The sequence below is a fragment of the Streptococcus parasanguinis genome (assembly GCF_019929185.1).
Classification (GTDB): Bacteria; Bacillota; Bacilli; order Lactobacillales; family Streptococcaceae; genus Streptococcus; species Streptococcus parasanguinis_O.
The window spans coordinates 134,053-157,002 of the sequence record NZ_JAHZPC010000003.1 but is presented as its reverse complement, the minus strand read 5'-3'; the positions used below and the strand labels follow the sequence as shown (position 1 = coordinate 157,002).

General features: G+C 43.5%; 24 protein-coding genes, 1 tRNA gene and 1 other RNA gene. 20 read left to right on the top strand and 6 right to left on the bottom strand.

Annotated features, from left to right (window positions below; genetic code table 11):
* The first annotated feature begins 22 nt into the window (after positions 1-22).
* Positions 23-832: a 2-amino-4-hydroxy-6-hydroxymethyldihydropteridine diphosphokinase gene (gene folK, locus K1I56_RS03395; protein ID WP_223325253.1), complete on the top strand. Its 810-nt coding sequence runs from the start codon at positions 23-25 to the stop codon at positions 830-832.
* 337 nt (positions 833-1,169) lie between these two features.
* Here folK and K1I56_RS03390 read toward each other — a convergent pair whose 3' ends face one another.
* Positions 1,170-2,654: a DUF1846 domain-containing protein gene (locus K1I56_RS03390; protein WP_021154294.1), complete on the bottom strand. Its 1,485-nt coding sequence runs from the start codon at positions 2,652-2,654 to the stop codon at positions 1,170-1,172.
* 245 nt (positions 2,655-2,899) lie between these two features.
* A complete protein-coding gene (gene pepA / locus K1I56_RS03385; RefSeq protein WP_014712788.1) occupies positions 2,900-3,964 on the bottom strand; it encodes a glutamyl aminopeptidase in 1,065 nt (354 codons plus the stop codon).
* Between the two features lie 142 nt (positions 3,965-4,106).
* Here pepA and K1I56_RS03380 point away from each other — a divergent pair, with 142 nt between their 5' ends.
* From K1I56_RS03380 to K1I56_RS03290, 19 genes are all read left to right on the top strand, one after another.
* Entirely contained in the window at positions 4,107-4,397 is a 291-nt protein-coding gene (locus K1I56_RS03380) for a DUF4651 domain-containing protein (RefSeq protein ID WP_049472862.1), read from the top strand.
* On the top strand, positions 4,394-4,711 hold the full coding sequence (locus tag K1I56_RS03375; protein ID WP_021154296.1) for a thioredoxin family protein: 318 nt from the start codon (positions 4,394-4,396) through the stop codon (positions 4,709-4,711). The genes K1I56_RS03380 and K1I56_RS03375 overlap by 4 nt, the downstream gene beginning before the upstream one ends.
* Positions 4,712-4,720: 9 nt before the next feature.
* Complete coding sequence (gene ytpR, locus K1I56_RS03370) at positions 4,721-5,347, top strand: YtpR family tRNA-binding protein (protein ID WP_223325252.1); 627 nt, start codon at positions 4,721-4,723, stop codon at positions 5,345-5,347.
* A gap of 104 nt (positions 5,348-5,451) precedes the next feature.
* A complete protein-coding gene (locus K1I56_RS03365; protein WP_003004675.1) occupies positions 5,452-5,847 on the top strand; it encodes a single-stranded DNA-binding protein in 396 nt (131 codons plus the stop codon).
* A 189-nt stretch (positions 5,848-6,036) separates the two neighbouring features.
* Positions 6,037-7,020 carry a substrate-binding domain-containing protein gene (locus K1I56_RS03360; protein WP_223325251.1) on the top strand — a complete coding sequence of 328 codons (984 nt, stop codon included), beginning with the start codon at positions 6,037-6,039 and terminating at the stop codon, positions 7,018-7,020.
* Positions 7,020-8,336, top strand: a complete 1,317-nt coding sequence (locus K1I56_RS03355) for a sensor histidine kinase (protein ID WP_061455739.1) — start codon at positions 7,020-7,022, stop codon at positions 8,334-8,336. Before K1I56_RS03360 ends, K1I56_RS03355 begins: the two co-directional genes overlap by 1 nt.
* 5 nt (positions 8,337-8,341) lie before the next feature.
* Positions 8,342-9,025 (top strand): response regulator transcription factor, encoded by a 684-nt coding sequence (locus K1I56_RS03350; RefSeq protein ID WP_037585171.1) that lies wholly within the window; start codon positions 8,342-8,344, stop codon positions 9,023-9,025.
* Positions 9,022-10,320 (top strand): ABC transporter substrate-binding protein, encoded by a 1,299-nt coding sequence (locus tag K1I56_RS03345; protein ID WP_223325250.1) that lies wholly within the window; start codon positions 9,022-9,024, stop codon positions 10,318-10,320. The genes K1I56_RS03350 and K1I56_RS03345 overlap by 4 nt, the downstream gene beginning before the upstream one ends.
* 140 nt (positions 10,321-10,460) lie before the next feature.
* Complete coding sequence (locus tag K1I56_RS03340) at positions 10,461-10,898, top strand: PTS sugar transporter subunit IIA (RefSeq protein ID WP_003019069.1); 438 nt, start codon at positions 10,461-10,463, stop codon at positions 10,896-10,898.
* A gap of 14 nt (positions 10,899-10,912) precedes the next feature.
* On the top strand, positions 10,913-11,407 hold the full coding sequence (locus K1I56_RS03335; protein WP_223325249.1) for a PTS sugar transporter subunit IIB: 495 nt from the start codon (positions 10,913-10,915) through the stop codon (positions 11,405-11,407).
* Positions 11,408-11,463: 56 nt separating this feature from the next.
* Entirely contained in the window at positions 11,464-12,306 is an 843-nt protein-coding gene (locus tag K1I56_RS03330; RefSeq protein ID WP_003019182.1) for a PTS mannose/fructose/sorbose/N-acetylgalactosamine transporter subunit IIC, read from the top strand.
* A complete protein-coding gene (locus tag K1I56_RS03325; RefSeq protein WP_037585172.1) occupies positions 12,290-13,144 on the top strand; it encodes a PTS system mannose/fructose/sorbose family transporter subunit IID in 855 nt (284 codons plus the stop codon). The genes K1I56_RS03330 and K1I56_RS03325 overlap by 17 nt, the downstream gene beginning before the upstream one ends.
* Before the next feature lie 101 nt (positions 13,145-13,245).
* On the top strand, positions 13,246-13,539 hold the full coding sequence (locus K1I56_RS03320) for a hypothetical protein (protein WP_003004348.1): 294 nt from the start codon (positions 13,246-13,248) through the stop codon (positions 13,537-13,539).
* 129 nt (positions 13,540-13,668) lie between these two features.
* Positions 13,669-13,950, top strand: a complete 282-nt coding sequence (gene groES / locus K1I56_RS03315; RefSeq protein ID WP_024055367.1) for a co-chaperone GroES — start codon at positions 13,669-13,671, stop codon at positions 13,948-13,950.
* A gap of 21 nt (positions 13,951-13,971) precedes the next feature.
* Complete coding sequence (gene groL / locus K1I56_RS03310) at positions 13,972-15,597, top strand: chaperonin GroEL (RefSeq protein WP_003004647.1); 1,626 nt, start codon at positions 13,972-13,974, stop codon at positions 15,595-15,597.
* 1,026 nt (positions 15,598-16,623) lie between these two features.
* Positions 16,624-17,358 (top strand): response regulator transcription factor, encoded by a 735-nt coding sequence (locus K1I56_RS03305; protein WP_223325248.1) that lies wholly within the window; start codon positions 16,624-16,626, stop codon positions 17,356-17,358.
* A 12-nt stretch (positions 17,359-17,370) separates the two neighbouring features.
* Positions 17,371-18,675, top strand: coding sequence for a sensor histidine kinase (locus K1I56_RS03300; RefSeq protein WP_223325247.1), 1,305 nt, complete (start codon positions 17,371-17,373; stop codon positions 18,673-18,675).
* A 288-nt stretch (positions 18,676-18,963) separates the two neighbouring features.
* Positions 18,964-19,644, top strand: coding sequence for an ABC transporter ATP-binding protein (locus K1I56_RS03295; RefSeq protein ID WP_049506162.1), 681 nt, complete (start codon positions 18,964-18,966; stop codon positions 19,642-19,644).
* Entirely contained in the window at positions 19,641-20,348 is a 708-nt protein-coding gene (locus K1I56_RS03290) for an ABC transporter (RefSeq protein ID WP_195423866.1), read from the top strand. The genes K1I56_RS03295 and K1I56_RS03290 overlap by 4 nt, the downstream gene beginning before the upstream one ends.
* A 132-nt stretch (positions 20,349-20,480) precedes the next feature.
* Here the strand turns inward: K1I56_RS03290 and K1I56_RS03285 are convergent, their stop codons facing one another.
* The 4 genes from K1I56_RS03285 to K1I56_RS03270 form a co-directional block, all read right to left on the bottom strand.
* Positions 20,481-21,014: a hypothetical protein gene (locus K1I56_RS03285; protein ID WP_049474411.1), complete on the bottom strand. Its 534-nt coding sequence runs from the start codon at positions 21,012-21,014 to the stop codon at positions 20,481-20,483.
* Between the two features lie 247 nt (positions 21,015-21,261).
* Positions 21,262-21,334, bottom strand: a tRNA-Lys gene (locus K1I56_RS03280).
* A gap of 5 nt (positions 21,335-21,339) precedes the next feature.
* Positions 21,340-21,532: non-coding RNA, 6S RNA (gene ssrS / locus K1I56_RS03275), on the bottom strand.
* Positions 21,533-21,598: 66 nt separating this feature from the next.
* A complete protein-coding gene (locus tag K1I56_RS03270) occupies positions 21,599-22,870 on the bottom strand; it encodes a replication-associated recombination protein A (protein WP_223325246.1) in 1,272 nt (423 codons plus the stop codon).
* Positions 22,871-22,950 lie beyond the last annotated feature (80 nt).

Below are 22,950 nucleotides of genomic sequence, written 5' to 3'. Positions count from 1 at the left end.
CTGGCTATAAGAGGTGAACAGAGTGGATCAATTACGGATCAAGGACTTAGAGGTATACGCCTATCACGGTGTTTTTCCAGCAGAAAAAGAATTAGGACAACGCTTTGTCCTAGACCTATGGATAGATTATGAGATGACTCGCGCTGCCCGCACAGGTGATTTGGAAGCTTCGATCCATTACGGGATCTTGGCGGAACAGTTGACCGAGTGGATGCAGGTAGAAAAGATCGATCTGATTGAAACGGTGGCCTTTCAGTTGGTGCAAAAGATTTTTGAAAGCTATGCCTTTGTAGAAAAAGTTCGTCTGGAGTTGAAAAAGCCCTGGGCTCCTGTTCCCTTGCCATTAGAGACTTGTTCGGTGACAATCGAACGGGAGAAAAAACGGGCCTTTATTGGGCTTGGCACCAATATGGGAGATAAACAACTGCAACTAGAGACGGCGCTAGAAAAAATCAAGGATCGAGGCATTCGTCTTCTTCAGACATCCACAAGGATTGAAACAGAACCTTGGGGAGGGGTGGAGCAGGACACCTTTTTGAATCAGGTGGCAGAGGTTGAAACCTGGATGACCCCAGAGGATTTACTAGAGACCTTACTTGCCATTGAGCAGGAAATGGGGCGTGTCCGTGAGATCAAGTGGGGGCCACGTGTGATCGATCTAGATCTGCTCTATATGGAGGACACCATTTGTTACAGTCCAAACTTGATCTTGCCGCATCCTTATGTGGCAGAACGTGCCTTTGTCCTAGAGTCTTTGAATGAAATTGCTCCTCATTTTGTGGACCCTGTTCAAAGAAAGCCCATTCGCCAATTATGGGAGGCTGTCAAATAGTCTCTCTTCTTTGCATCATAATAAAAAACAATCCCTGTTCGAGGGATTGTTGAGAGCGTAGAGAAACGAATCTTTAATAAAATTTAATCAATTCTTTAAAAATTATACTCGTTATAGTTATTCAATCATATTCTGAAACTTTCAGCCGTGAGAAAAGTGCCTGAAACGACTCAGTTTCAGGCACTCGGAATTATTGAGACCTTAGGCTCAATAATTAGTCATGGAACTTCATAGAAGTTCGCTGACGTCCGTACTCACCTAAGGAAAGTTTTTTAAGAAGACTTTGTCTTCAATCTGAACAATTCCTAGAGCAGGGATTGTTTTTGTTTGTCTGAGTTTATTTACGATATAAGCGATCGTATTGGTAGACAGGATCCATGGTGACGTTGATACCGAGCTTGCGAAGGACGTTCTTGTCTTCGTCTGTCAGCATCACGGTTGAATGGGCTTCGCTGCCTTTCAACTTGCCTAATTCTTGCATAGCAAGCTTAGCGTCTTCATTGGTCATAGCTGTAATGGCTAGGGCAATGAGGATCTCGTTTGAGTGAAGACGAGGGTTACGGCTACCCAAATGATTGATCTTCAAGCCTTGGATAGGTTGGACGTATTCTGGCTCGATTAATTTGGTTTCTTTATCAATATGCGCCAATTTCTTGATCGCATTGATCAAGAGGGCTGCGGTTGGGCCAAAGAGATCAGAGGTTTTTCCGGTTACCATCTCGCCGTTTGGCAATTCAAGGGCCAAGGCTGGCTCACCTGTTTCTTCTTCTTTTTGGCGGGCAAGCACGGTCACTTTCCGATCATTTGGAGTAATCCCCAAATCATTCATCAAGAGCTCAATTTTCTTCACAGCTCCTTCACCGACACGCTCTGCTTTGACATCTAAGATGGTTTGGTAGTAGCGACGGATAATTTCTTGTTGGGAAGCTTCAATCGCTGCGTCATTGTCCACAATGGCAAAGCCAACCATATTGACGCCCATGTCTGTTGGAGAAGCATAAGGTGAGGTTCCTAGGATGCGTTCCAACATGCGCTTCAAGACAGGGAAGATTTCAATATCGCGGTTGTAGTTGACTGTTGTTTCGCCATAGGTTTGGAGGTGGAAGGGATCGATCATATTGACATCGTCTAGATCGGCAGTCGCTGCTTCATAAGCCAAGTTGACTGGGTGGTGCAAAGGAAGATTCCAAACTGGGAAGGTTTCAAACTTAGCATAACCAGATTTGATCCCATTTAATTGGTCGTGGTACATATTGGACATACAAGTTGCGAGCTTACCAGAACCAGGTCCAGGAGCTGTCACAACGACCAAATTGCGGCTGGTCTTGATGTAGTCATTTTTCCCCATCCCCTCAGGAGAGATGATATGGTCCATATCGGTCGGATAGCCCTTGATCGGATAGTGGAGATAAGAGGCGATCCCGCTCTTATCCAGTTGCTTGCGAAAGGCGTCTGCTGCAGCTTGTCCAGCATATTGAGTGATCACGACAGAGCCCACAAAGATCCCTAATTCATTGAATTTGTCGATCAAACGTAGTACTTCTTGGTCATAAGAAATTCCTAGGTCTCCACGGGCTTTTGAGTGCTCAATGTTGTTGGCGTTGATGGCAATGACAATTTCCACCTGGTCGCGCAATTCTTGGAGCAGCTTGATCTTATTGTCTGGTTCGTATCCAGGGAGGACACGAGCAGCGTGGAAGTCTTCTAACATCTTACCACCAAATTCAAGGTAGAGTTTGCCATCGAATTGGTTGATCCGCTCAATAATGTGGTCACGTTGCAGGTTCAAATACTTTTCAGAACTAAAAGCTTGTTTTTTCATGTAAAACTCCTGTATATAAGGGAAGGGTCTGCCACACAAATCCAAGGATGAGTGTTCTGTTCCCTACCATTTCATTCTTTCATATTATATCAGAAAACAGATGGAAGATAAAATATTCTAAGATACTTTCCTAAGGGGAATGTGGATGCCGAGGGGCTCAATGGTGACTCACGCTGGAAAGTTTCAAAGAGAACCTTGTTTTCCCTCTAAAAAAGCCCCTTACGGGGCTTCGTGATCGATATTGCTTAATAGTGTTTGATCAAATCAACTGTCGAGCGATCCAATTTCTTAACCAATGCTTGTAAGAAGGCTTGCGCTTGCAAGAAATCATCCATGGCATAGAGGGTTTGGTGAGAGTGGATGTAACGTGCACAGACACCAATAGTGGTTGATGGGACTCCGCCGTTCTTCAAGTGTGCTGCACCTGCATCGGTACCACCTTTGGCACAATAGTATTGGAATTTGATGCCCGCTTCTTCAGCCGTAGTGAGCAAGAAATCTTTCATATTTGGTAGCATGATGTGACCTGGATCATAGAAGCGAAGCAGTGTTCCTTCCCCAATCGCACCTTGGTCTCCAAAGACATCGGCTGCTGGCGAACAGTCTACAGCAAGGAAGATTTCAGGATCAAATTTAGTGGTTGAAGTGTGGGCTCCACGCAGTCCCACTTCTTCTTGAACGTTGGCCCCTACATAGAGTTCGTTGTTTAAGGCTTGTCCAGAAAGGCTCTTAGCCAATTCGCTGACCATCAAGACGCCGTAGCGGTTATCCCATGCTTTTGAGATGACGTTTTTACCATTCGCAGTGAGAATCGCAGAGCTATCTGGGACCAAAGTATCTCCAGGACGGACCCCATAGCTTTCAGCTTCGGCTTTAGAGCTAAAGCCTGCATCAAAGACGATGTCGCTAATGGCAGGTACGGTTGGTCCACCTGTTCCACGTGTCAAATGAGGAGGAACAGATCCTGAAATAGCAGGGTATTCACGTCCGTCACGTGTAAAGAGTTTGAAGCGTTGGCTGCTGACGACCATCGGGTTCCAACCTCCGATTGGGACAACACGGAAAGTTCCGTCAGCTTTGATTTCGCTGATCATGAACCCAACTTCGTCCATGTGGGCAGCTACTAAGATACGAGGAGCATCAGCTGCCGTTGAGTGTTTGACCCCAAAGATCCCACCGAGACCATCTGTCACGATTTCGTCCACATGAGGGGTCAATTGTTGGCGCAAATAATCCCGTACAGGAGCTTCATGCCCTGAGATAGCAGGGATTTCAGTTACTTCTTTGATTTTAGAAAATAAATCAGTCATAGGTTACCTTCTTTCTGATGTTATTTTATCACTTTTTCTACAAGGATGGTAGCGTTATTATGGAAATCAGTCTCTAAAAGCGGAGGGAGAGATCTAGCCTAGACCGTTGTCCCTCTGCTTATTTTGTGTTACAATAGGCACTATGAAAGCTAAAAAAATTATTTTGTCTAGTCTGGCTGTAGCAAGTGCAGGAGCCCTTGCGGCCGGTGTTTATAAAATTGCCAAAGATCAAAAGCGTCTCCGTACCCAAGAAGAATTGGTAGCAGAAGTACGGGAGCAAATGGAAGCCATGGGAAGGATTGCGACCCTGTATGTGGAACTCTACGAGTCTAGTGAAGAGCGCTTAGTAGGAGGCGTCATTTTTGAAGATGAGCGCCATTACCGCTTTGTCTATGAGGACGGTCTCTTGCATTATGAAGAGGAAAAACTATGATTACACCAAATTCTCTAGAAGAAATTGCTTCTTATGTAGAGCAAGATGGCAAGAAAGTGTTTGTCTTTTCAGCAGATTGGTGTGGGGATTGCCGTTACCTCAAGCCTTTTTTGCCGGAGATTGAGGCTGAAAATCCCGAATTTACCTTTATATTGATTGACCGTGATGCTTATATGGATCTAGCAAAAGTTTGGGATGTTTATGGGATCCCAAGTTTGGTGGTTCTGGAAAAGGATAAGGAAATCGGTCGGTTTGTCAATCGGGATCGGAAAACCAAAGCGCAGATTACAGCATTCTTAGCAGGATTAAAATAGGAGAAAATCATGATTGTAACATACAACAAAGAACAAGTCGGCGATGTATTGATGCTGACCTTGAAAAATAGTGGGGAAGCAAAGCTCGCGGTGGAGAGAAAAGGAAAAGTGGCTCGCGTTTACCGTGAGGACAAGCAAGAAACCGTTGCCTGGAATATCTTTGATGCCTCATCTTTCTTCGCCATCGAAGGCAAGGGCCAAGTCTTTTTGACAGATGAGCAAGTAGCTCGTTTAAATCAAGAATTGGAAGCAGAAGGCTTCGCAGAACGATTGGTCAATGATCAGGAACCAAAATTTGTGGTGGGAGAAATCCTTGAAATGGTGGCCCATCCAGATAGTGACCACTTGAATATCTGCCAGGTAGCAGTTGGACCAGATAAGACGGTTCAGATCGTAGCTGGAGCTCCAAATGCGCGAGTGGGTCTAAAGACCATTGTCGCTCTTCCAGGAGCCATGATGCCGGATGGTAGCTTGATTTTCCCTGGGGCCCTTCGTGGAGAAAAAAGCTATGGGATGATGTGTAGTCCGCGTGAATTGCACTTGCCAAATGCTCCTCAAAAACGAGGTATTATTGAATTGGATGATGCAGAAGTAGCAGGGACACCATTTGATCCTGCTCGTCACTGGAACGAATAAAGAGAAGAATCTAGGATGTTTTGAATCCTAGATTTTTTTGATGATTTTGATTTGTCACCTCCATTTTTTGAAATTTTTTCGAATAAATAGATAGGAGGTAAATGATGTATAATAAAGTTATTTTAATCGGTCGCCTGGTGGCGGCCCCAGAATTGCATAAAACCAGCACAGACAAATCCGTTGCCCGAGTGACCGTTGCGGTCAATCGTCGCTACAAGGATCAAAACGGGGAGCGAGAGACTGATTTTGTCAATGTGGTTGTCTGGGGGAAATTGGCAGAAACCATGGCTAGTTATGCCAGCAAAGGGAGCTTGATCTCTTTGGATGGAGAGATTCGGACGCGCCGCTACGAGAAAAATGGCGTCATGCAGTATGTGACAGAGGTCCTCTGTCAAAGTTTTCAATTACTAGAGAGCCGCGCTCAGCGAGCGATGCGTGAAAATGGTGGAACGGGAGATTTAGCCGATATCATCTTAGAAGAGGAAGATCTTCCTTTTTAGAAATAAAAAAAGAAAGCTGGTTCGTTTATAGACCAGCTTTTTTGATACTTGGTAGGGGTTTCATTCGGGAACTACTCTTTTAAAAATAAATCAAAAATATGCATCTGTACAATAAAAGCCAGCATTTATCTTGAAAAAGTAGTAAAATAAAGTAATATATATTCAAAATTTTCAGAAAAGGAACGGAGTTTGAAGGGGAAAGAAGAAAGAAAAGAACGGTTGAAATGGCTGATAAAACGGGTTTTACTGGTGATTCCAGTGGCCTGCATCCTCTTGTGGATCTATGCCGTTTGTCAAACCAGTAGCATCAAGGATCAGACCAAGATCGGTGTCACCTATATGACCATGAACAATGAGTTCTATAAAAGTATTCATTCGGAAATTAGTCGGATTGCCGATGAGAGAGGGGCTCTTGTATCTGTTCGAGATCCAGAATTGGACGAAAAAAGGCAGAGCCAGCAGATCGATGATTTTTGCGCCCAAAAAGTGAATGTGATCGTGATTAATCCGGTCAAAGGGGATAGTCAGCCCATTTTAAGGGCTCTTAAAAAAGCTAGAAAACAAGGAATTAAGATCATTGCAGTTGATACCCAGCTCAAGCATTTTAAGCCGGATGCCAGCATTGTCTCCGACAACTACCAAGCAGGAGTCTTGATTGCGAAAGAGCTGATGAAACGCTCTTCAAATGCTCGGATCCTTCTCTTGGAGCATAAGGGAACTGTTTCAGCAGATACGCGGATTCAGGGATTTAAGGATACCATCAAAGGGCATGGGTCTTATGAGATCATCTCGGAACTAGAAACCAAGGGTCAGACGGAGATCGCCATGCCAGCTGTCCGTAAGTTCTTGCAGTCAGGGGGGGATGTCGATACACTAGTTGCCCTGAATGACCGCTCGGCTATAGGAGCTTTAGCAGCGATCAAGGAGCAAGGAATCACCCATCCCATTGCGATCTATGGGATTGATGGCTCACCAGATATGAAAGCCTTGCTACACTCGACAGATGATGTCGTAGGAACCGTTGCCCAGTCTCCGTTGAAGATGGGAGACCGCGTGATGGAGGTCATCCAAGATATGGCTGATGGGAAGAGCTACCAAAAAGAAATAACCATTCCGGTTCAAATGATGACAAAGGAAAACATCGATCACTTTGATGTGAATGGGTGGCAGTAATGAGAAAATTTAGAGGTGTGAGATACAGTTTGGCCATCCTGATGGTCGTGAATTTTATCGCTGTGATGCTCAACAGTATCATCTATCTTCAAGCAACCAACTATATCATTGCCCAACGGCAAGCTTCCCTATTAGTAGAACGCTTAGAGCGTATTCCTTTTGCGCCTTCTACAACTTTTTGGTTGTCTGCGCTCTTATTTGCTGGAATTGCCTTGATCTCCATGAGTCGTTACCGGTCTCAAACGAGTCGATGGTCCATTTTTGATAAGTGGAACATTCTGGAGATCCTCCTGATGTTGCTCTTGATGTGGGTCCAAAATGTAGCTTATAACGGGCTCATTCTCTTGGTTTTTGCGGATATCTTTTATGGTTCCAAAGAGTTGAATACCAAGCGAGACCGCAAGTATTGGTTTGCCTTTATCCTAGTAAGTTTCTTGATGCTTCTTGTGACCAATTCAGACGTCTTTTCCCTTTTCTTTCCGATTCCTTCTCTGGATGTCTATATTCATTTTTACCCCGCCTCCATCCGGATTCTGGCCTTTTTCTTAAAGAATTCCCTCTATGCCTTGAATATGGTGCTCTTCATTATTTCGCTTTTGTTCTATATTATGAATGTCCTTGCGGAAAACCACGAAGTAGAAGAAGAGTTGGCCATGGTTTCGAAGGTCAATACGGAGTTGAACAACTATATGGCCTTGTCTGAGAAGATTGCAGAAGATCGGGAGCGCAAGCGGATTGCTCGGGAAATTCACGATACCTTGGGGCATGCGCTAACAGGGATCTCGGCAGGCTTAGATGCTGTCGGAGTCTTGATTGATATCGATCCCAATCGGGCAAAAGAGCAGGTGAAAAGTGTATCAGAAGTGGTTCGTGAAGGAATCCAGGATGTGAGAGGCTCTCTCAACCGCCTCCGTCCAGGTGCCCTTGAGGGACGAACCCTCAAAGATGCTTTAGAAAAGATGATCCGCGAGTACCAGACACTTTCCAACTTGCAGGTTGATTTACACTATGAATGGGTCGATGTCGATATGGACGTCATGATTGAAGATACGATCTTTCGTGTGATCCAAGAGTCTATGACCAATGCGGTTCGCCACGGTCATGCCAGTCAGATGAGCCTTCATTTTTTTGAGGATGAAGAAGATTACCTGATCGAGTTGCAGGACAATGGGGTTGGGTTTGAAACCTTGACCTATGGCTATGGGCTCAAGCAGATGATGGAGCGCATTTCCATCCTAGGAGGACAGCTTCAATTTGAAAGTCGCGATGGATTTTTCACGCGCGTCAGTTTACCGAAATATAAAGAAGGGAGATAGAGATGGTGATAAAAGTAATGGTGGCAGATGACCAGGCCTTGATTCGAGAATCTCTGAAAATTATTTTGTCAGCCCACCCCGATATTGAAGTGGTGGCCACAGTGGAAGATGGGAATCACGTCTTGTCGAGCATTCCACAGACACATCCTGACCTGATCTTAATGGATATTCGGATGCCAGGCATGGATGGGGTCTTGGCGACAAAAGAAGTCAAAGAGCACTATCCGGATATCAAAATTATTATTTTAACGACCTTTGATGATGATGAATTTATCTATAGTGCACTCAAGTATGGTGCTTCAGGTTATCTTTTAAAGGGAGCCTCGACAGAGGAACTCTATGAAGCGATTAAGGTGGTGTATCAAGGCGGAGCCATGATCAACCCGAATATCGCTAGTAAAGTCTTTCAAATTTTCTCACAAATGGCCAAGACCAACTTCTCTATTGCTGTGGATGAGGACAATGTCAAGGATTTGAGCACGACGGAATGGCGCATTATCCAAGAAGTCGGCTATGGGGAGTCTAATAAAGAAATTGCGGCTAAACTTTTCTTATCAGAAGGAACCGTGCGCAATTACTTATCAACAATTTTGGCGAAATTAAACCTACGAGATCGAACGCAATTAGCGATCTGGTCAGTCCAAACAGGAGTGACGAGACGTGATTTTTCTAAAGGAAATACAGAATGAAATTGAAGCGAAAGCATCTTTGTTGGGGGATCGGCCTCCTTGTTGTGCTCTGTGCGAGCGCGGGTTTCTATTGGTGGAAACAGCAACCGACCGTCCTCCATATCGGCGTTTATGCAGGTTCTAGCTGGGATGTGCCGACCAGTCAACGTTCCCATGCCTTGGATCGTGCGATTCAAAAATTTGAAAAATCCCATCCTCACGTCCGTGTAGAGTATGAAAACGGGATTCCGCAGTCGGATTATTCAGACTGGCTCTCTGAAAAGATTGTCTCAGGAAAGACGCCGGATGTGTTTATGGTCTCTGAGCAAGATCTTTCTTTATTAGCAGCGCGAGGCGTATTAGAAAAGTTAAACGGCTATATGGATCGAAAAGATCAAGCTACCTTTTATCCCGTTGCCTTTGAGTCGGGTGTCTATCAGGGGCAAACCTATGCCTTACCTTATGAAAGCAATCCAATTTTGATGTGTGTCAATAAAGATCTCTTGGATAAAGAAGGCATCGCGATTCCCAAAGAAGGTTGGAGCCTTGAAGAGTTCTATACGATTTGCAAGAAACTAACCAAAGATACCAATGGGGATGGGCAATTGGACCAATTTGGAAGCACAGAATACACCTGGAAAGAAGCCTTGGCGGCAAATGGAGGCCATCTTTTCCAAGGAGGTATGCTCAAGCTGACAGCTCCAGAAGTGAAAGAATCTTTGACTTTCCTACAAAAATTGGAAGACCTAAATAAAAATTACAAGGTGAGTTCTAAAGATTTTGACCAGGGGAAAGTCGCCTTTTATCCTATGACCTTGGCCCAATATCGGACCTATAAACCTTATCCCTACCACGTTTCTAAATATTCAAACTTCACCTGGACCTGCATCCCGATGCCTGCTAAGTCAAAAACGACTAAGGCGACCTTAGTCACAACGACTTCTTTTGCCATGTCCGCTCGGACTTCTCATTCCAAGTTGGCTTGGGAGTTGATGCAGGTGTTGACAGAGGATCCAGAAATTCAACAAACCCTTTTTGCTCAATCTCAAGGGATCTCCGTCATGCCACAGGTCGTCAAGAGTCGCTCCAGTAAAGACCTTCTGCAGGTGGATGATTTTGGAACAGATTCCTTGACCAATCAGACCTTGAACCGCATCATGGAACAAGCTGTTGAAAGTAGTCCTAAAAATGTCTCAAAAGAGGTGCTAGAAAAGCTAGACTACTTGATTGGCAATGCCTTGCGCGATCAGGATGTCGAGAACCGCTTGCCTCAAATTCAGAGGGAGATTGAGAGTAGTCTACAGGTAGGAGTTTAGAGCAAAATAAGATGGCATTTTGTCAAGTGACAGATGTCATTTTTTAATTGCTAAATGTCATATTGGGAATGTGACATTTGACAATATAAAAACGCTTTCAAATAGTCTACAATAGAGTCAAATAAAGGAGGCGTAGAAAAATGAAATACCTCGTTTTGGTCAGTCATGGTGGACTGGCAGAAGGTCTAAAAACATCACTGGCCATGTTTGCTGGTGACAAGTTGGATCAGGTCATCGCAGTTGGACTCAAAGAAGGAAAATCGGTTGATGACTTCGCAGTTGATTTTAGAGAGAGCATTTCAGGATTGACAGCTGATGATTCTGTTTTGGTCTTGGCAGATATCGTAGGTGGTAGTCCATTAACCACTGCAGCCACGGTTCTAGAAGAAGCTGGAAAGCTCGATGGAGCCTTGATCCTTGGTGGGATGAACCTTACCATGGCCTTGACGGCAGTTGTGATGAAGGATGTGTTGGATGGAGACGATTTGTCAGCCACCATCTTATCAGAAGCACGATCTGCACTACAGCCTTTTGAAGTTTCAGCCACTAGTGCTGAAGAAGATGATGACGATATTTAATAGGGAGGTACCTTATGGTAGTAACATTTGTACGGATTGATGACCGCATGATTCACGGTCAGACAGTCACACGCTGGGCAAAAGAAAAACCATGTGATGGTTTGATTGCCGTAAACGATGCAGCAGCATCAAACAAGGTTTTGATCCAAGCTTACAAAGGCGCATCAGACAAGAAAACCTTTGTATGGACAAAGGAAGCTTTTAAGGAAAAATCAGCAAAAGTAACGGAATCAGATAGTCGTTACTTCTTGATCACCAAAAATCCAATCGATATGAAGGAAATTTTGGTCGACCAAGGGTTTGTCCCAGGTGATGTTAAAGAAATCATCGTTGGCCCTGCAAATGATCGTCCAGGTGCTGTGAAATTGGGGAATAACCAATCCATCACTCAGGAAGAAGCAGAAGCTTTCCAAGCCATTCAAACAGCAGGCTACAAGGTGAAATTCCAATTGTTGCCAGATGTTTCCATCGGTTATTGGGATGATTTCAAATCAAAATTTGGTTTTTAAAACTAACAGTCTTATCTGTTAGGTAAATATATTTACAAACAAAAGGAGCGTTTGTTATGACAATTTCATGGATTCAAGCAATCTTGCTTGGTATTTTCGCCAGCTTGTCTTCAATGCCTGGTATGGGGGGTTCCAGTATCGGGAACTATACACTCGGTCGTCCTTTGATCGGTGGGTTGATTTCAGGTTTAATTCTTGGAGATGTGACAACCGGTATTATGGTCGGGGTTGCCCTTCAAGTCGTTTATATCGCCTTGGTAACACCTGGTGGTACCGTATCTGCCGATGTGCGTGCCATCTCTTACATTGGTGTTCCTCTTGCTATCTTATTTGTGCATGCCAATAACATCACAGATGAAGCAGGAATCGCCGCAGCTGCAGCTCCAATCGGTGCAGCCGTTGGGACAATCGGTACAGTTCTTTTCTACGGTACCGCTACTATGAACTTGGTATGGCAACACATTGGTTGGAAAGCCGTTGAAGAAGGAAACTTCAAAAAACTCTACGCAGTTGACTGGGTTTACCCTTGGATCTCTCACTTCCTCTTCTCTTTCCTTCCAACAATGATTATCACCAAATACGGTGAAAACATGGTTGATTTGATGAAACAATACCTTCCTATGGATGGTTACTGGATGAAAGCCCTCTTTACAGTCGGTGCTCTTCTCCCATGTGTCGGTATTGCCATCTTGTTGAAACAAATTGTTACAGAAGCAACTGACTTCATTCCATTCTTTGTTGGATTTACCTTGGCAAAATCTCTCGGATTGAACTTGGTATCCAGTGCTGTTGTTTCATTAATCTTTGCAGTAATCTACTATGAACTTGAAGTGATCAAATCGATGAAAGCTGCTCCGGCTGGAGCGGTGGATCTAGACGATGATGAGGAGGATATTTAAAATGGCTGATAGAAAGAAAATTTCAAAGAAAACATTAGCAAAAGCATTCCATCATTGGTATTATGGTCATTTGACTTGTTTCTCTCAAGAACATATGCAAACCTTCGGGTACTTGACTTCTATGCTTCCAATCGTAGAAGAAATGTATGACACAAAAGAGGAACAAAAGGATGCTATGCAAACCTATACGGCCTTCTTCAACACTGAACCACAACTTGGATCTCTTGTTGTAGGGATCACAGCTGGTTTGGAAGAAGCGCGTGCAAACGGAGATGCAGTGGATGGCGAAACCATCAACGGTATGCGTGCCGGTTTGATGGGACCAATCGCTGGTATTGGTGACTCATTGGTTGTTGGTACCTTGATCCCAGTTCTCTTAGGGATTGCCCTTGGTCTTTCTAAAGGTGGTAACGTCGCTGGTGCTCTCTTCTACATCGTCGTATGGAACCTCTTAGTCTACTTTGGTATGCGCTTTGCCTTCTTCAAAGGTTACCAATTAGGGGATAAAGCCGTTGAATTCCTTGTAGGACCAAAAGGACAAGCTCTTCGTAAAGCGATCAGCGTTGTCGGTGGTATGGTTATCGGTGCCGTAGCAGCTACTTGGGTATCTGTTACAACAGCCCTTCAATTCAAGAATTCTGAAGGAAAAGTCTTCTTGAACATCCAAGAAAAGATCGATGGTGTTTATCCAGGTCTCTTGACAGCAGCCTTCATCACTCTTTGCTGGTGGTTGATGTCTAAGAAAAAAATTTCACCAAACAAAGTTATGTTACTTCTCGTTGTAGTTGCTTTGATCGGTGTTGCCCTTGGTATCTTCGACCCACATCTTAAATACTAAGGAAAAGAAAAAACGAATTTGCTAGTAGGAGTTTTTGAGAATGAAGTGAATTGACCTCCTTTACTTGCACTTCATTCTCAATTTTTATAAGGAGGAATCCCATGGTTACAAAACAAGAACTTGTCAATGGATATGAAACAGAAATCAAGTACCAACGCCACATGCTTGAAAACCTTGGTCGTTGGTTCAGCTTACTCTTTATCATTGCCAGTATTGGTGTGGTATTGATCTATCTCTTTCACAAAAGTTTCCTCCCACTCTTGATCCTCGGGATTTTACTAGCCTTGGTTGGAATTTTAGGCATGATTGTTTTTGGATATGGCATCTACCGCGGGCGGATCAATCTTCAAAAAGTGATCGACGATTTCAATCAAAAATTGACAATTTTAAATTGATATTTTAGAAACATCTCATCTATTTTTGAGGTGTTTTTTTCTTGACTATTTCTGACCAAGTGATACAATAGAAACATAAGTTAGCACTTACGTATAGAGAGTGCTAAAAACACGTATGGAGGAATGAACATGTTAAAACCATTAGGAGACCGTGTGGTCTTAAAAGTAGAAGAAAAAGAACAGACTGTTGGAGGTTTTGTCCTCGCAGGTGCGAGCAAGGCCGATACAAAAACAGCTGAAGTAGTGGCCGTTGGCGAAGGTGTGCGTACCCTAAGTGGCGAACTCATTGCTCCAGCTGTAAAAGCAGGAGACCACGTTTTGGTTGAAAGCCATGCAGGAATTGAAGTTAAAGATGGGGAAGAAACCTACACCATCGTTGGAACAGCAAACATTCTTGCAATTGTAGAGTAAGAGAAGAAAGAGGTAAGAGAAATGGCAAAAGATATTAAATTTTCATCTGATGCACGTTCTGCAATGGTCCGTGGTGTCGATGTCTTAGCAGATACAGTGAAAGTTACGTTGGGCCCTAAAGGTCGCAATGTGGTTCTTGAAAAATCATTTGGTTCACCCTTGATCACAAATGATGGGGTGACCATCGCAAAAGAAATCGAATTGGAAGACCATTTTGAAAATATGGGTGCTAAATTGGTGTCAGAAGTGGCTTCTAAGACCAATGATATCGCAGGTGACGGTACAACAACTGCAACGGTTTTGACTCAAGCCATCGTCCGTGAAGGAATCAAAAACGTCACTGCAGGTGCTAATCCAATTGGCATCCGTCGTGGGATTGAGACTGCTGTTGCAACAGCAGTAGAAGCTTTGAAAAACAATGCGATCCCAGTATCGAGCAAGGAAGCGATTGCTCAAGTAGCTGCTGTGTCTTCTCGTTCTGAAAAAGTCGGTGAGTACATCTCTGAGGCCATGGAAAAAGTTGGCAAAGATGGAGTTATCACGATTGAAGAGTCTCGTGGAATGGAGACAGAACTGGAAGTCGTTGAAGGAATGCAGTTTGACCGTGGTTACCTTTCACAATACATGGTCACTGATAATGAAAAAATGGTGGCAGACCTTGAAAATCCATACATTTTGATCACTGACAAGAAGATTTCAAATATCCAAGAAATCTTGCCATTGTTGGAAAGCATTCTTCAAAGCAACCGTCCACTCTTGATCATCGCTGATGATGTCGATGGCGAAGCTCTTCCAACACTTGTCTTGAACAAGATCCGCGGTACCTTTAATGTCGTAGCTGTTAAGGCGCCAGGATTTGGAGATCGCCGCAAAGCCATGTTAGAAGACATTGCCATCTTGACAGGTGGTACAGTCATTACAGACGATCTTGGTTTGGAATTGAAAGATGCAACCATTGAAGCGCTTGGTCAAGCAGCTAAAGTGTCAGTCGATAAAGACAGTACCGTCATTGTCGAAGGTTCTGGTAACCCAGAAGCGATCGCTAACCGTGTGGCTGTTATCAAGTCACAAATTGAAACCACAACCTCTGAATTTGACCGTGAAAAATTACAAGAACGTTTGGCCAAATTGTCTGGTGGTGTTGCCGTAATCAAGGTCGGTGCTGCAACAGAAACAGAATTGAAAGAAATGAAGCTTCGTATCGAAGATGCTCTTAATGCGACTCGCGCAGCCGTTGAAGAAGGGATCGTTGCCGGAGGTGGTACAGCTCTTGTCAATGTTATCTCTGCAGTCGCAGCCCTTGAATTAGAAGGGGATGAAGCCACAGGACGCAATATCGTTCTTCGTGCTTTGGAAGAGCCGGTGCGCCAAATTGCCCACAATGCCGGTTACGAAGGATCTATTGTGATTGATCGCTTGAAAAATGCCGAAGTCGGAACAGGTTTCAATGCTGCAACAGGTGAATGGGTGAATATGATTGATGCAGGAATCATCGACCCAGTTAAAGTGAGCCGTTCAGCCCTTCAAAACGCCGCTTCCGTAGCGAGTCTGATTTTGACGACCGAAGCAGTCGTAGCCAACAAACCAGAACCAGCAGCCCCAGCAGGACCAGGAATGGATCCAAGCATGATGGGGGGGATGATGTAAGACACTTAGCCTAATGGGTGCTAAAGCACCTCATTAGGCTACGGCAAGCACCATGGTGCCTTGCCGAAGTGTCTTACTAAGAAAATAAAGAAGGCGATATCGGCCTTCTTTATTTTCTGTCGTAACTGTTACACGATTGAGGCTATACCTCTCATCATTTGACGCCAGTCGCTATTGTGGGGTCTGGCTAATCGTCTTACTAGCTCAAAGGGAGGAAAATATCGTTCCTCCCTTTTTACGTCGTAACCCCTTGATTAATTTATCAGGTGTATTTATTGTTATGGCAAGCACTATGGTGCCTTGCCGAAGTGTCTTACTAGCTCAAAGAGAGTGGAACAGAAATCGGTAATTCGTTAGAATTCGATTTCGCCATCCCACCTCCGCACAGTTGAGTAGGGCTGTAAAAGCTGATGAAATCAGCGTAGTAGAGCCCACTCAACCACTGCGTCTTGATCGACAATCCAAAAATAATTGAGAGGCTAGGACTTTTGTCCCAGCCTTTTTTTATCGTGCTTTGGGATTTTCATGTGTTATGGAATAATATTTTTATTTTAAATTTTGTAACAGAAATGATAAATACTAATTAAAGAGGACTTGCGTAGATGCTTGGGAAACAAGCGTTTGTGGTGTTTTCAGGCGGAGGAATATTTGCCAACAAATTGCAATACAAATTAACTGATTTTGTAATAATTCTAGTGTATACTAGTAAGAGTAGATCACAGGTCTACATTGTTGCAAGGGGAGAACTTCCCACATACATGTCTATTGACAATAAAACTTGATCGTAATATCGCTGTTAGTAAAATGAGAGTTTGAACATAGTGTAGATTTTATCGACCTTTTTCATATTAAAAAATATTTTTCAAATTCCCCTTGCGCAAGCTCTTCCGGATTCCTCCGGGAGAGTTTTTTCTTGTTAGGGAGAAAAAGATAGAATGCCTTTTGAGTCTACTTTGAAAGAGTGGCTCAGCAGCTATTATTTATGGTAAAATAGAACATATTCGTCGAGGGGAAGGAGTGAAGACTTTGTTGAAGATTTTTGTGTTAGAAGATGAGTGGATCCAGCAATCACGAATCGAATCGGTCTTGCAGGGACTGATTGCTCAGAAATCCCTGCAATGCAAAGCACCAGAAGTGTTTGGGAAATCAAGCCAGTTGCTAGATGCTATCACAGAGAGAGGCGCTCATCACCTATTCTTTTTAGATATCGAGATTAAAGGTGAGGAGAAAAAGGGTCTGGAGATTGCAAAAGAGATTCGTAAGAAAGATCCCCATGCGACCATTGTCTTTGTCACCACTCACTCTGAATTCATGCCCATTACCTTTCAGTACAAAGTGGCTGCCTTGGATTTTATCGATAAAACGCTGGGCGAGGAAGAGTTCAGAGAGAGAATTAGCTCAGCCATCGACTATACCTTGGAGCAAGCTGGGACTACGATTGCGCAAGATGCCTTTACATTTGAGAGTGCGATGGCGCGTGTACAAGTTCCTTTTAATAAGATTTTGTATGTTGAAACGTCCCCAACCATTCACAAGGTCATTTTACACACCCAGGATGAGCGCTTGGAATTTTACGCTAGTATTGCCGATATCGAAAAAGCAGATCCCCGCTTGTATCGGTGCCACCGCTCCTTTGTGGTGAATCCGCAAAATATTACGAAGATTGATAAAGAAGCCAAGAAAGCTTTTTTTGAAAATGGGGACAATTGCTTGATCTCACGGACCAAGTACAGAGGCTTACTGGAAGCTTTGAAAAAATAGAGGGAGAAAGAATTGCTGTTAGATGTTCTAATATTTTACCTAAAGTTCTTCGTCAGTATGCTGATCTATCGTCATATCAGTAGACAAGAGTTCGCCTTGCGCTGGCTCTTTTTGTGCCCCTTCTTCTTTGCAGTCGTCTTTACCCTTGTGCCACCGGTAGGCTTTTTTGGCTATTTCTTAGTATTTATTGCCTATAGTTTCTACCGAAATCGTAACATACGACACCTTTTGAATATTTTTTACGGGCTCTACCCGGTTGTCATGGAGAGTCTCATTGCGCGTCTCTTAGCCTTTTATGTCTTTCCAATGTTAGGGATCGTACTTGTTCATGAGGCATCTGTCAGCTGGTATGATGCTCTACTTGAATTGCTGGTCTTTCCTGTTTATATAGGAATCACTAAATTGTTAAAACTAGATTTTACAGATCTAAAAGTAGGGTTTCAACGGCAGTATTTTAATCGTTTCCTACTCCCAATGGATCTTTCCATGTTTGTGTATTTGCTCAGTGTTGTAGGTCTGGTGGTTTTTGAGGATGCTATTCCTCATGCAGATGCTTTACGGGAACAGTTAAATAGTATTTATCTGATTTTGTTTTTTGTGATGCTCTTGTATTTCAATGCAGTGTCCAAAGAACGATTGAAACAAGAGATTCTAGAGCAAAAAGATAGGCAACTGCAGGAGTTAGCCACCTATAGCCAACACGTCGAAATGCTCTACGGGGAGATTCGTGCCTTTCGTCATGACTACCTGAATATTTTAACCAGTCTCAAATTAAGTATTGAGCATGAAGATCTCAATGCGATCAGGGAAGTCTATGAGAATGTTCTTCGAGAGAGTGGCCAGCAATTTTACGATAGCAAGTTTGATATTGCCAAACTCAGTCACATTGAAAATCCAGCTGTAAAAAGTGTTCTGTCCGCAAAATTGTTGGAGGCTCAAAACAAAGGGATTGGGATCTCTGTTGAGATCGATGAACCTGTTCGTGATTTATTCATCGAGGTTTTAGATTTCATCACCTTCTTATCCATCATTTGTGACAATGCTATCGAAGCGAGTCTCGAATCAGACGACCCCCAGCTGACTCTTGCCATGCTTCAGGAGACGAACTCCCTCATCTTAATAGTTGAAAATAGTACAAAAGCTGAAAAAATAGATCTGGCGAGAATTTTTGAAAAAGACTACTCGAGTAAAGGAGAGGGCCGCGGTCTTGGCTTGTACAAGATCCAACAATTACTGGAAAAGTATCCCAAAACGACAGTGTCTACCAAGAGTTCAAACTACCGATTTACTCAGAGCCTGACCTTTTGGAAGGAATAATGGAAGAGAGAGTGGGACAGAAATCGGTCATTCGTTAGAATTCGATTTCGTCGTCCCACCTCCGCACAGTTGAGTAGGGCTGTAAAAGCTGATGAAATCAGCGTAGTAGAGCCCACTCAACCACTGCATCTTGCTCGACAATCAAAAATAATTGAGAGGCTAGGACTTTTGTCCCAGCCTCTTTTTTGACCATTCACGACGATTTTCTGACCGATTCTGACAGAGAGCTACAAAGACTGTCCCTTTGAAGTATACTGTATACAAGATCAATAAGAAAAGAGGGATCGTATGTTTCAGGTAGCATCTATTACAAAATCATTTAAGGAGAAAGCTGTATTAAAGGGAGTGTCTTTTTCGATAGAAGAAGGAGACAAAATTGCCTTGCTGGGAAATAATGGGGCAGGTAAAAGCACCCTGTTCAATATTATCGCTGGACAGCTCCAGGCCGATTCGGGGACGATAAAGACTTCGCTTGATTTTCAAAGAGAAATTGGGATGATGCCTCAGGGGGATCTGCTCATCGAGGATCTAACCGTTGCTGAATTCGTCGAATTAAAAAGCCGGATGAATCAGCTGAAGCAGGCTGATATCAATGGACTCTTAGAAATGGTCGAATTAAGAGAATCAAGAGAGCAGATGGTGGGAAGTCTTTCTGGTGGTCAAAAGAGGCGCTTGTCCTTATTGTTAACCATTTTGAATCATCCAAAATTGATTTTTTTAGATGAGCCGACGACTGGCATGGACTTGGAAGCAGTGGATAATTTTTGGAAATTGCTGGAGCAGCAAGAGTTTACATCTGTTGTGGTGACCCATGATTTTAACCAAATTGATGCCTTTTTTACAAAAGTCCTGATTTTAAAAGAGGGTCGAATTGCTGCAACAAAGGCTGTTGAGGACATTCACCAGGCTGGTCAAACCATTGAGCAGTATTTCCGAGAAGAGATGAATAAAGGAAGGGAACAAGCATGAGAAAGATTCAATTAAAACAAGTTTTACGAAATAAGCGCTTCGTATTATTCACCATTATTTTACCCATAGGCTGGTATATCTTCTTTTATCAGCTTCAAAAGGGAGTTTCACCAAGTATTTTGTTAGGCATTGCTGTATTTATCGGGGTCATTGGCAATAGCCTTGCAACTTTTAGTAAGCGTATCGCCTCAGATATCGGCTTTTATTCTTTTGAATCCCACTTTACAAGCTATAGTGTCAAGCACTATTTATGGGATCAATCGATTGTACAACTGATTCTGAACAGCTTGATCTTTTTAGCGGTGCTAGTTGTTGCTGTCCTAGGTTTTCACTTTCCAGTGACGACTAGCCTGTTGGTACAATTTTTCCTCTTATCCTTGATGGGGATCTACTTTAGTGTGATTGGCTTTGTACTTGGGGTGAGGGTAGATGCCAAGACGATTGATACCATTGGCTTTCCTGTTATTATTTTAGCCGCCATGACCATTATTCCCTTTGATACGCTTGGCGCAAGTGGAGGATTTATGGACTTGGTTGGCAAGCTACAACGGGCTTTCCCAGGCTATTATTATACAAAGCTGATCCAAGATTTGACCGAGAAACAAACGATCGATGCCACCCAATTAGGACTCTTTGTTGCTGTATTTGGATTGAATTTGCTATTTTTCTATCTGCTCGTACCCAAAGGGAAAATGAGGAACTAAGAGCAGTTAAAAAAGCCTTGAATTTTCAAGGCTTTTTCTTTGCTATAAAATGGTTCTTCTGTACTCTTCCTTCAAGTGCTTGGAAAGATCTTGCTATTCTAAAGTTCTAATGGAGGGCTTTTTTATTACATGCTAATAGAAAAAATCAATGCCGTAGTTTTCTTTTAGATAGGTCGCTAACTCGGCTTTTTCTTCCTCTCTAAATCGACAGAGGCTAAGGGCGAGACGCAATTTCAAGGTGCTTGTATTGATGATGATGTTTGACTTAGAAATATCTTCTAGCTGGGTGACTTCTCTGAGGTTAAAATCTAAATAGCAAGCTTTGCTGTTGACATGATCAGGGTCGCTGACGTCCACTTCAACATACGATGCTCGCAACAATTCTTCTTTGGGAATGAAGATTTCTTTTGAGAAGAAGAGTCCGGGATAGACCTCAATACCTTCAAAGGTGAATTCAAAGGAGACTCTGTGGCTAGTCAGTCTTTTGATGCCTGCAATTGTTGCGTAGATAGCAGCGAAAAAGAGGACGGTTGGAATCACAGTGAGAAGATTTAGTTGAGAAAAGTCGATCAATCCATGTAAGAGAAGAAAGAAAATTTGAATGAATATAGCCGATGCAAAGAGTAGATAGCCACCACCGACATATTTTGAATAATAGATTTTCATTTTGGACTCCTTACATTTTAAATGCTATGAAAACTCGGAATTTCAAGTACCCTTATCATAGCGGATTCGGTGAAGAGCTGTCAAATGTTTGGTAGGGTTCAAAGCTGGTTTTTATTTTAAATGGAATAACAATGGTGCAGAATGATTTAACTTCGTACGCTAAATTATAGTATCTAAAAAAGTGAGCTAAATACTCTTAAGACAAGCAAAAAAGCCTTGGATTTCAAGGCTTTTTGTGCATAAAAAATGCCCCCTACAGGGCTCGAACCTGTGACCCATAGATTAAGAGTCTACTGCTCTACCAACTGAGCTAAGGAGGCAAATATAAAAAGCTGTATTGGTGCCGAAACTTCACGATTTGTATTGAACCCGCGCAATTAAGCAGGTGGGCAACTCGCTCTGACTTAGCTGCTTCCGCGTGAAACGGCCTGCATACTGCCAGAAGTCTTTTGTTTCCCTAATAATACAAAAAATAGTCGGTCAACACTTAAGTGTGAGTTCGTACACCACAGCGTTTCTATATGTATATGATACCACATTTTGGAAATATTTCAAGAAAAAATCTCATTTTTTTGAAACCGATGTCACTTTTTCTTAAATTGATCAATCTTCTCCTTGGTGGCTCCGAGAGCACGCTCGTACTTGCCATTTTCATTGGGAATAAAGTAGGAAGCGTGTTTGAGCTTTTCTGGCAGGTAGTCTTGCTTGACCCAGTTGCCAGGGTAGTTGTGGGGATATTTATAGTTTTGCGCATTTCCCAGTTCCTTGCTTCCGGCATAATGACCATCGCGGAGGTGGCGAGGAATGGGAAGGTTGCCAGAACTTCTAAGATCAGCTAGCGCCTTGTCCATGGCAACGTAGGCTGAGTTGGACTTAGGCGAAAGGGCTAGATCGATGACGATGTTGGCGATGAGAATGCGGGCCTCAGGAAAGCCGATGCGCTCCGCTGCCTGAAGGGCTGTTACGGTATGGATCTGCGCATCTGGATTGGCCAGGCCGATATCCTCATAGGCGATGACGGTCAAGCGACGAGCTAGGCTGGGTAGATCTCCAGCTTCGATCAAACGAGCGGCGTAGTGAAGACTGGCATCGACATCCGAACCACGGATAGACTTTTGCAGGGCAGAGAGCACATCGTAGTGGCCGTCTCCATCTTTATCCATGGTGATGTAACTGCGCTGGAGGCTGTTTTCCATGATCTCTAGCGTAATATGACGGATGCCTTCCGCATTTTCAGAGGTCGACAGCACAGCCAGATCGAGAGAATTAAAGGCGGAACGAAGATCTCCATTGGTCGAGGTAGCGATGAAATCCAAAGCGTCCTCATCGAGCACGACTGGAAAATCAAAGCCACGCTCGGGATCATCTAGCGCCGTTTTTAGAGCTTGCTTGACCTCCTCCATCGTCAAAGGTTCCAACTCAAAGATTTGTACGCGGCTACGAATAGCGGGTGTGACAGAGAAAAAAGGATTTTCAGTCGTTGCACCGATCATGATGACCAAACCGCTTTCGAGCAAAGGCAAGAGAAAATCTTGCTTGGTTTTATCAAGGCGATGGATCTCGTCCAAAAGCAGGACCAAACCACCTGAAAACTTGGCTTCCTCTGCGATCTCTTGCAGGCGTTTTTTACTGTCAACCGTTGCATTGAAAGTACGAAAAGCATACTTGGTCGTTCCTGCGATGGCAGAAGCAATGCTGGTCTTTCCGATCCCCGGAGGTCCATAGAGAATCATGGAGGACAGACGATTGGCCTCGACCATGCGGCGGATGATTTTGCCTTCTCCGACCAGGTGTTCTTGACCGATGACTTGATCGATCGTCCGTGGGCGCATGCGCAGGGCGAGATTGTCCGGCATGAGGGTCTCCTTTCTAGCTTTGTCTCCTTTAAAAGAGGCAGTTTTTATGGTAAGATTGTAGTAACTATTGTATCATATTC

Bases quoted from the DNA above. Each gene is read 5' to 3' on its own strand.
- ytpR (WP_223325252.1), top strand. From the start codon at position 4,721: ATGATTGTAACATACAACAAAGAACAAGTCGGCGATGTATTGATGCTG.
- K1I56_RS03390 (WP_021154294.1), bottom strand. From the start codon at position 2,654: ATGAAAAAACAAGCTTTTAGTTCTGAAAAGTATTTGAACCTGCAACGT.
- K1I56_RS03285 (WP_049474411.1), bottom strand. From the start codon at position 21,014: ATGAAAATCTATTATTCAAAATATGTCGGTGGTGGCTATCTACTCTTT.
- K1I56_RS03335 (WP_223325249.1), top strand. From the start codon at position 10,913: ATGGTAGTAACATTTGTACGGATTGATGACCGCATGATTCACGGTCAG.
- K1I56_RS03340 (WP_003019069.1), top strand. From the start codon at position 10,461: ATGAAATACCTCGTTTTGGTCAGTCATGGTGGACTGGCAGAAGGTCTA.
- K1I56_RS03345 (WP_223325250.1), top strand. From the start codon at position 9,022: ATGAAATTGAAGCGAAAGCATCTTTGTTGGGGGATCGGCCTCCTTGTT.
- K1I56_RS03330 (WP_003019182.1), top strand. From the start codon at position 11,464: ATGACAATTTCATGGATTCAAGCAATCTTGCTTGGTATTTTCGCCAGC.
- K1I56_RS03375 (WP_021154296.1), top strand. From the start codon at position 4,394: ATGATTACACCAAATTCTCTAGAAGAAATTGCTTCTTATGTAGAGCAA.
- K1I56_RS03355 (WP_061455739.1), top strand. From the start codon at position 7,020: ATGAGAAAATTTAGAGGTGTGAGATACAGTTTGGCCATCCTGATGGTC.
- pepA (WP_014712788.1), bottom strand. From the start codon at position 3,964: ATGACTGATTTATTTTCTAAAATCAAAGAAGTAACTGAAATCCCTGCT.
- K1I56_RS03365 (WP_003004675.1), top strand. From the start codon at position 5,452: ATGTATAATAAAGTTATTTTAATCGGTCGCCTGGTGGCGGCCCCAGAA.
- K1I56_RS03270 (WP_223325246.1), bottom strand. From the start codon at position 22,870: ATGCCGGACAATCTCGCCCTGCGCATGCGCCCACGGACGATCGATCAA.
- groL (WP_003004647.1), top strand. From the start codon at position 13,972: ATGGCAAAAGATATTAAATTTTCATCTGATGCACGTTCTGCAATGGTC.
- K1I56_RS03295 (WP_049506162.1), top strand. From the start codon at position 18,964: ATGTTTCAGGTAGCATCTATTACAAAATCATTTAAGGAGAAAGCTGTA.
- K1I56_RS03320 (WP_003004348.1), top strand. From the start codon at position 13,246: ATGGTTACAAAACAAGAACTTGTCAATGGATATGAAACAGAAATCAAG.
- K1I56_RS03380 (WP_049472862.1), top strand. From the start codon at position 4,107: ATGAAAGCTAAAAAAATTATTTTGTCTAGTCTGGCTGTAGCAAGTGCA.
- K1I56_RS03290 (WP_195423866.1), top strand. From the start codon at position 19,641: ATGAGAAAGATTCAATTAAAACAAGTTTTACGAAATAAGCGCTTCGTA.
- K1I56_RS03325 (WP_037585172.1), top strand. From the start codon at position 12,290: ATGAGGAGGATATTTAAAATGGCTGATAGAAAGAAAATTTCAAAGAAA.
- groES (WP_024055367.1), top strand. From the start codon at position 13,669: ATGTTAAAACCATTAGGAGACCGTGTGGTCTTAAAAGTAGAAGAAAAA.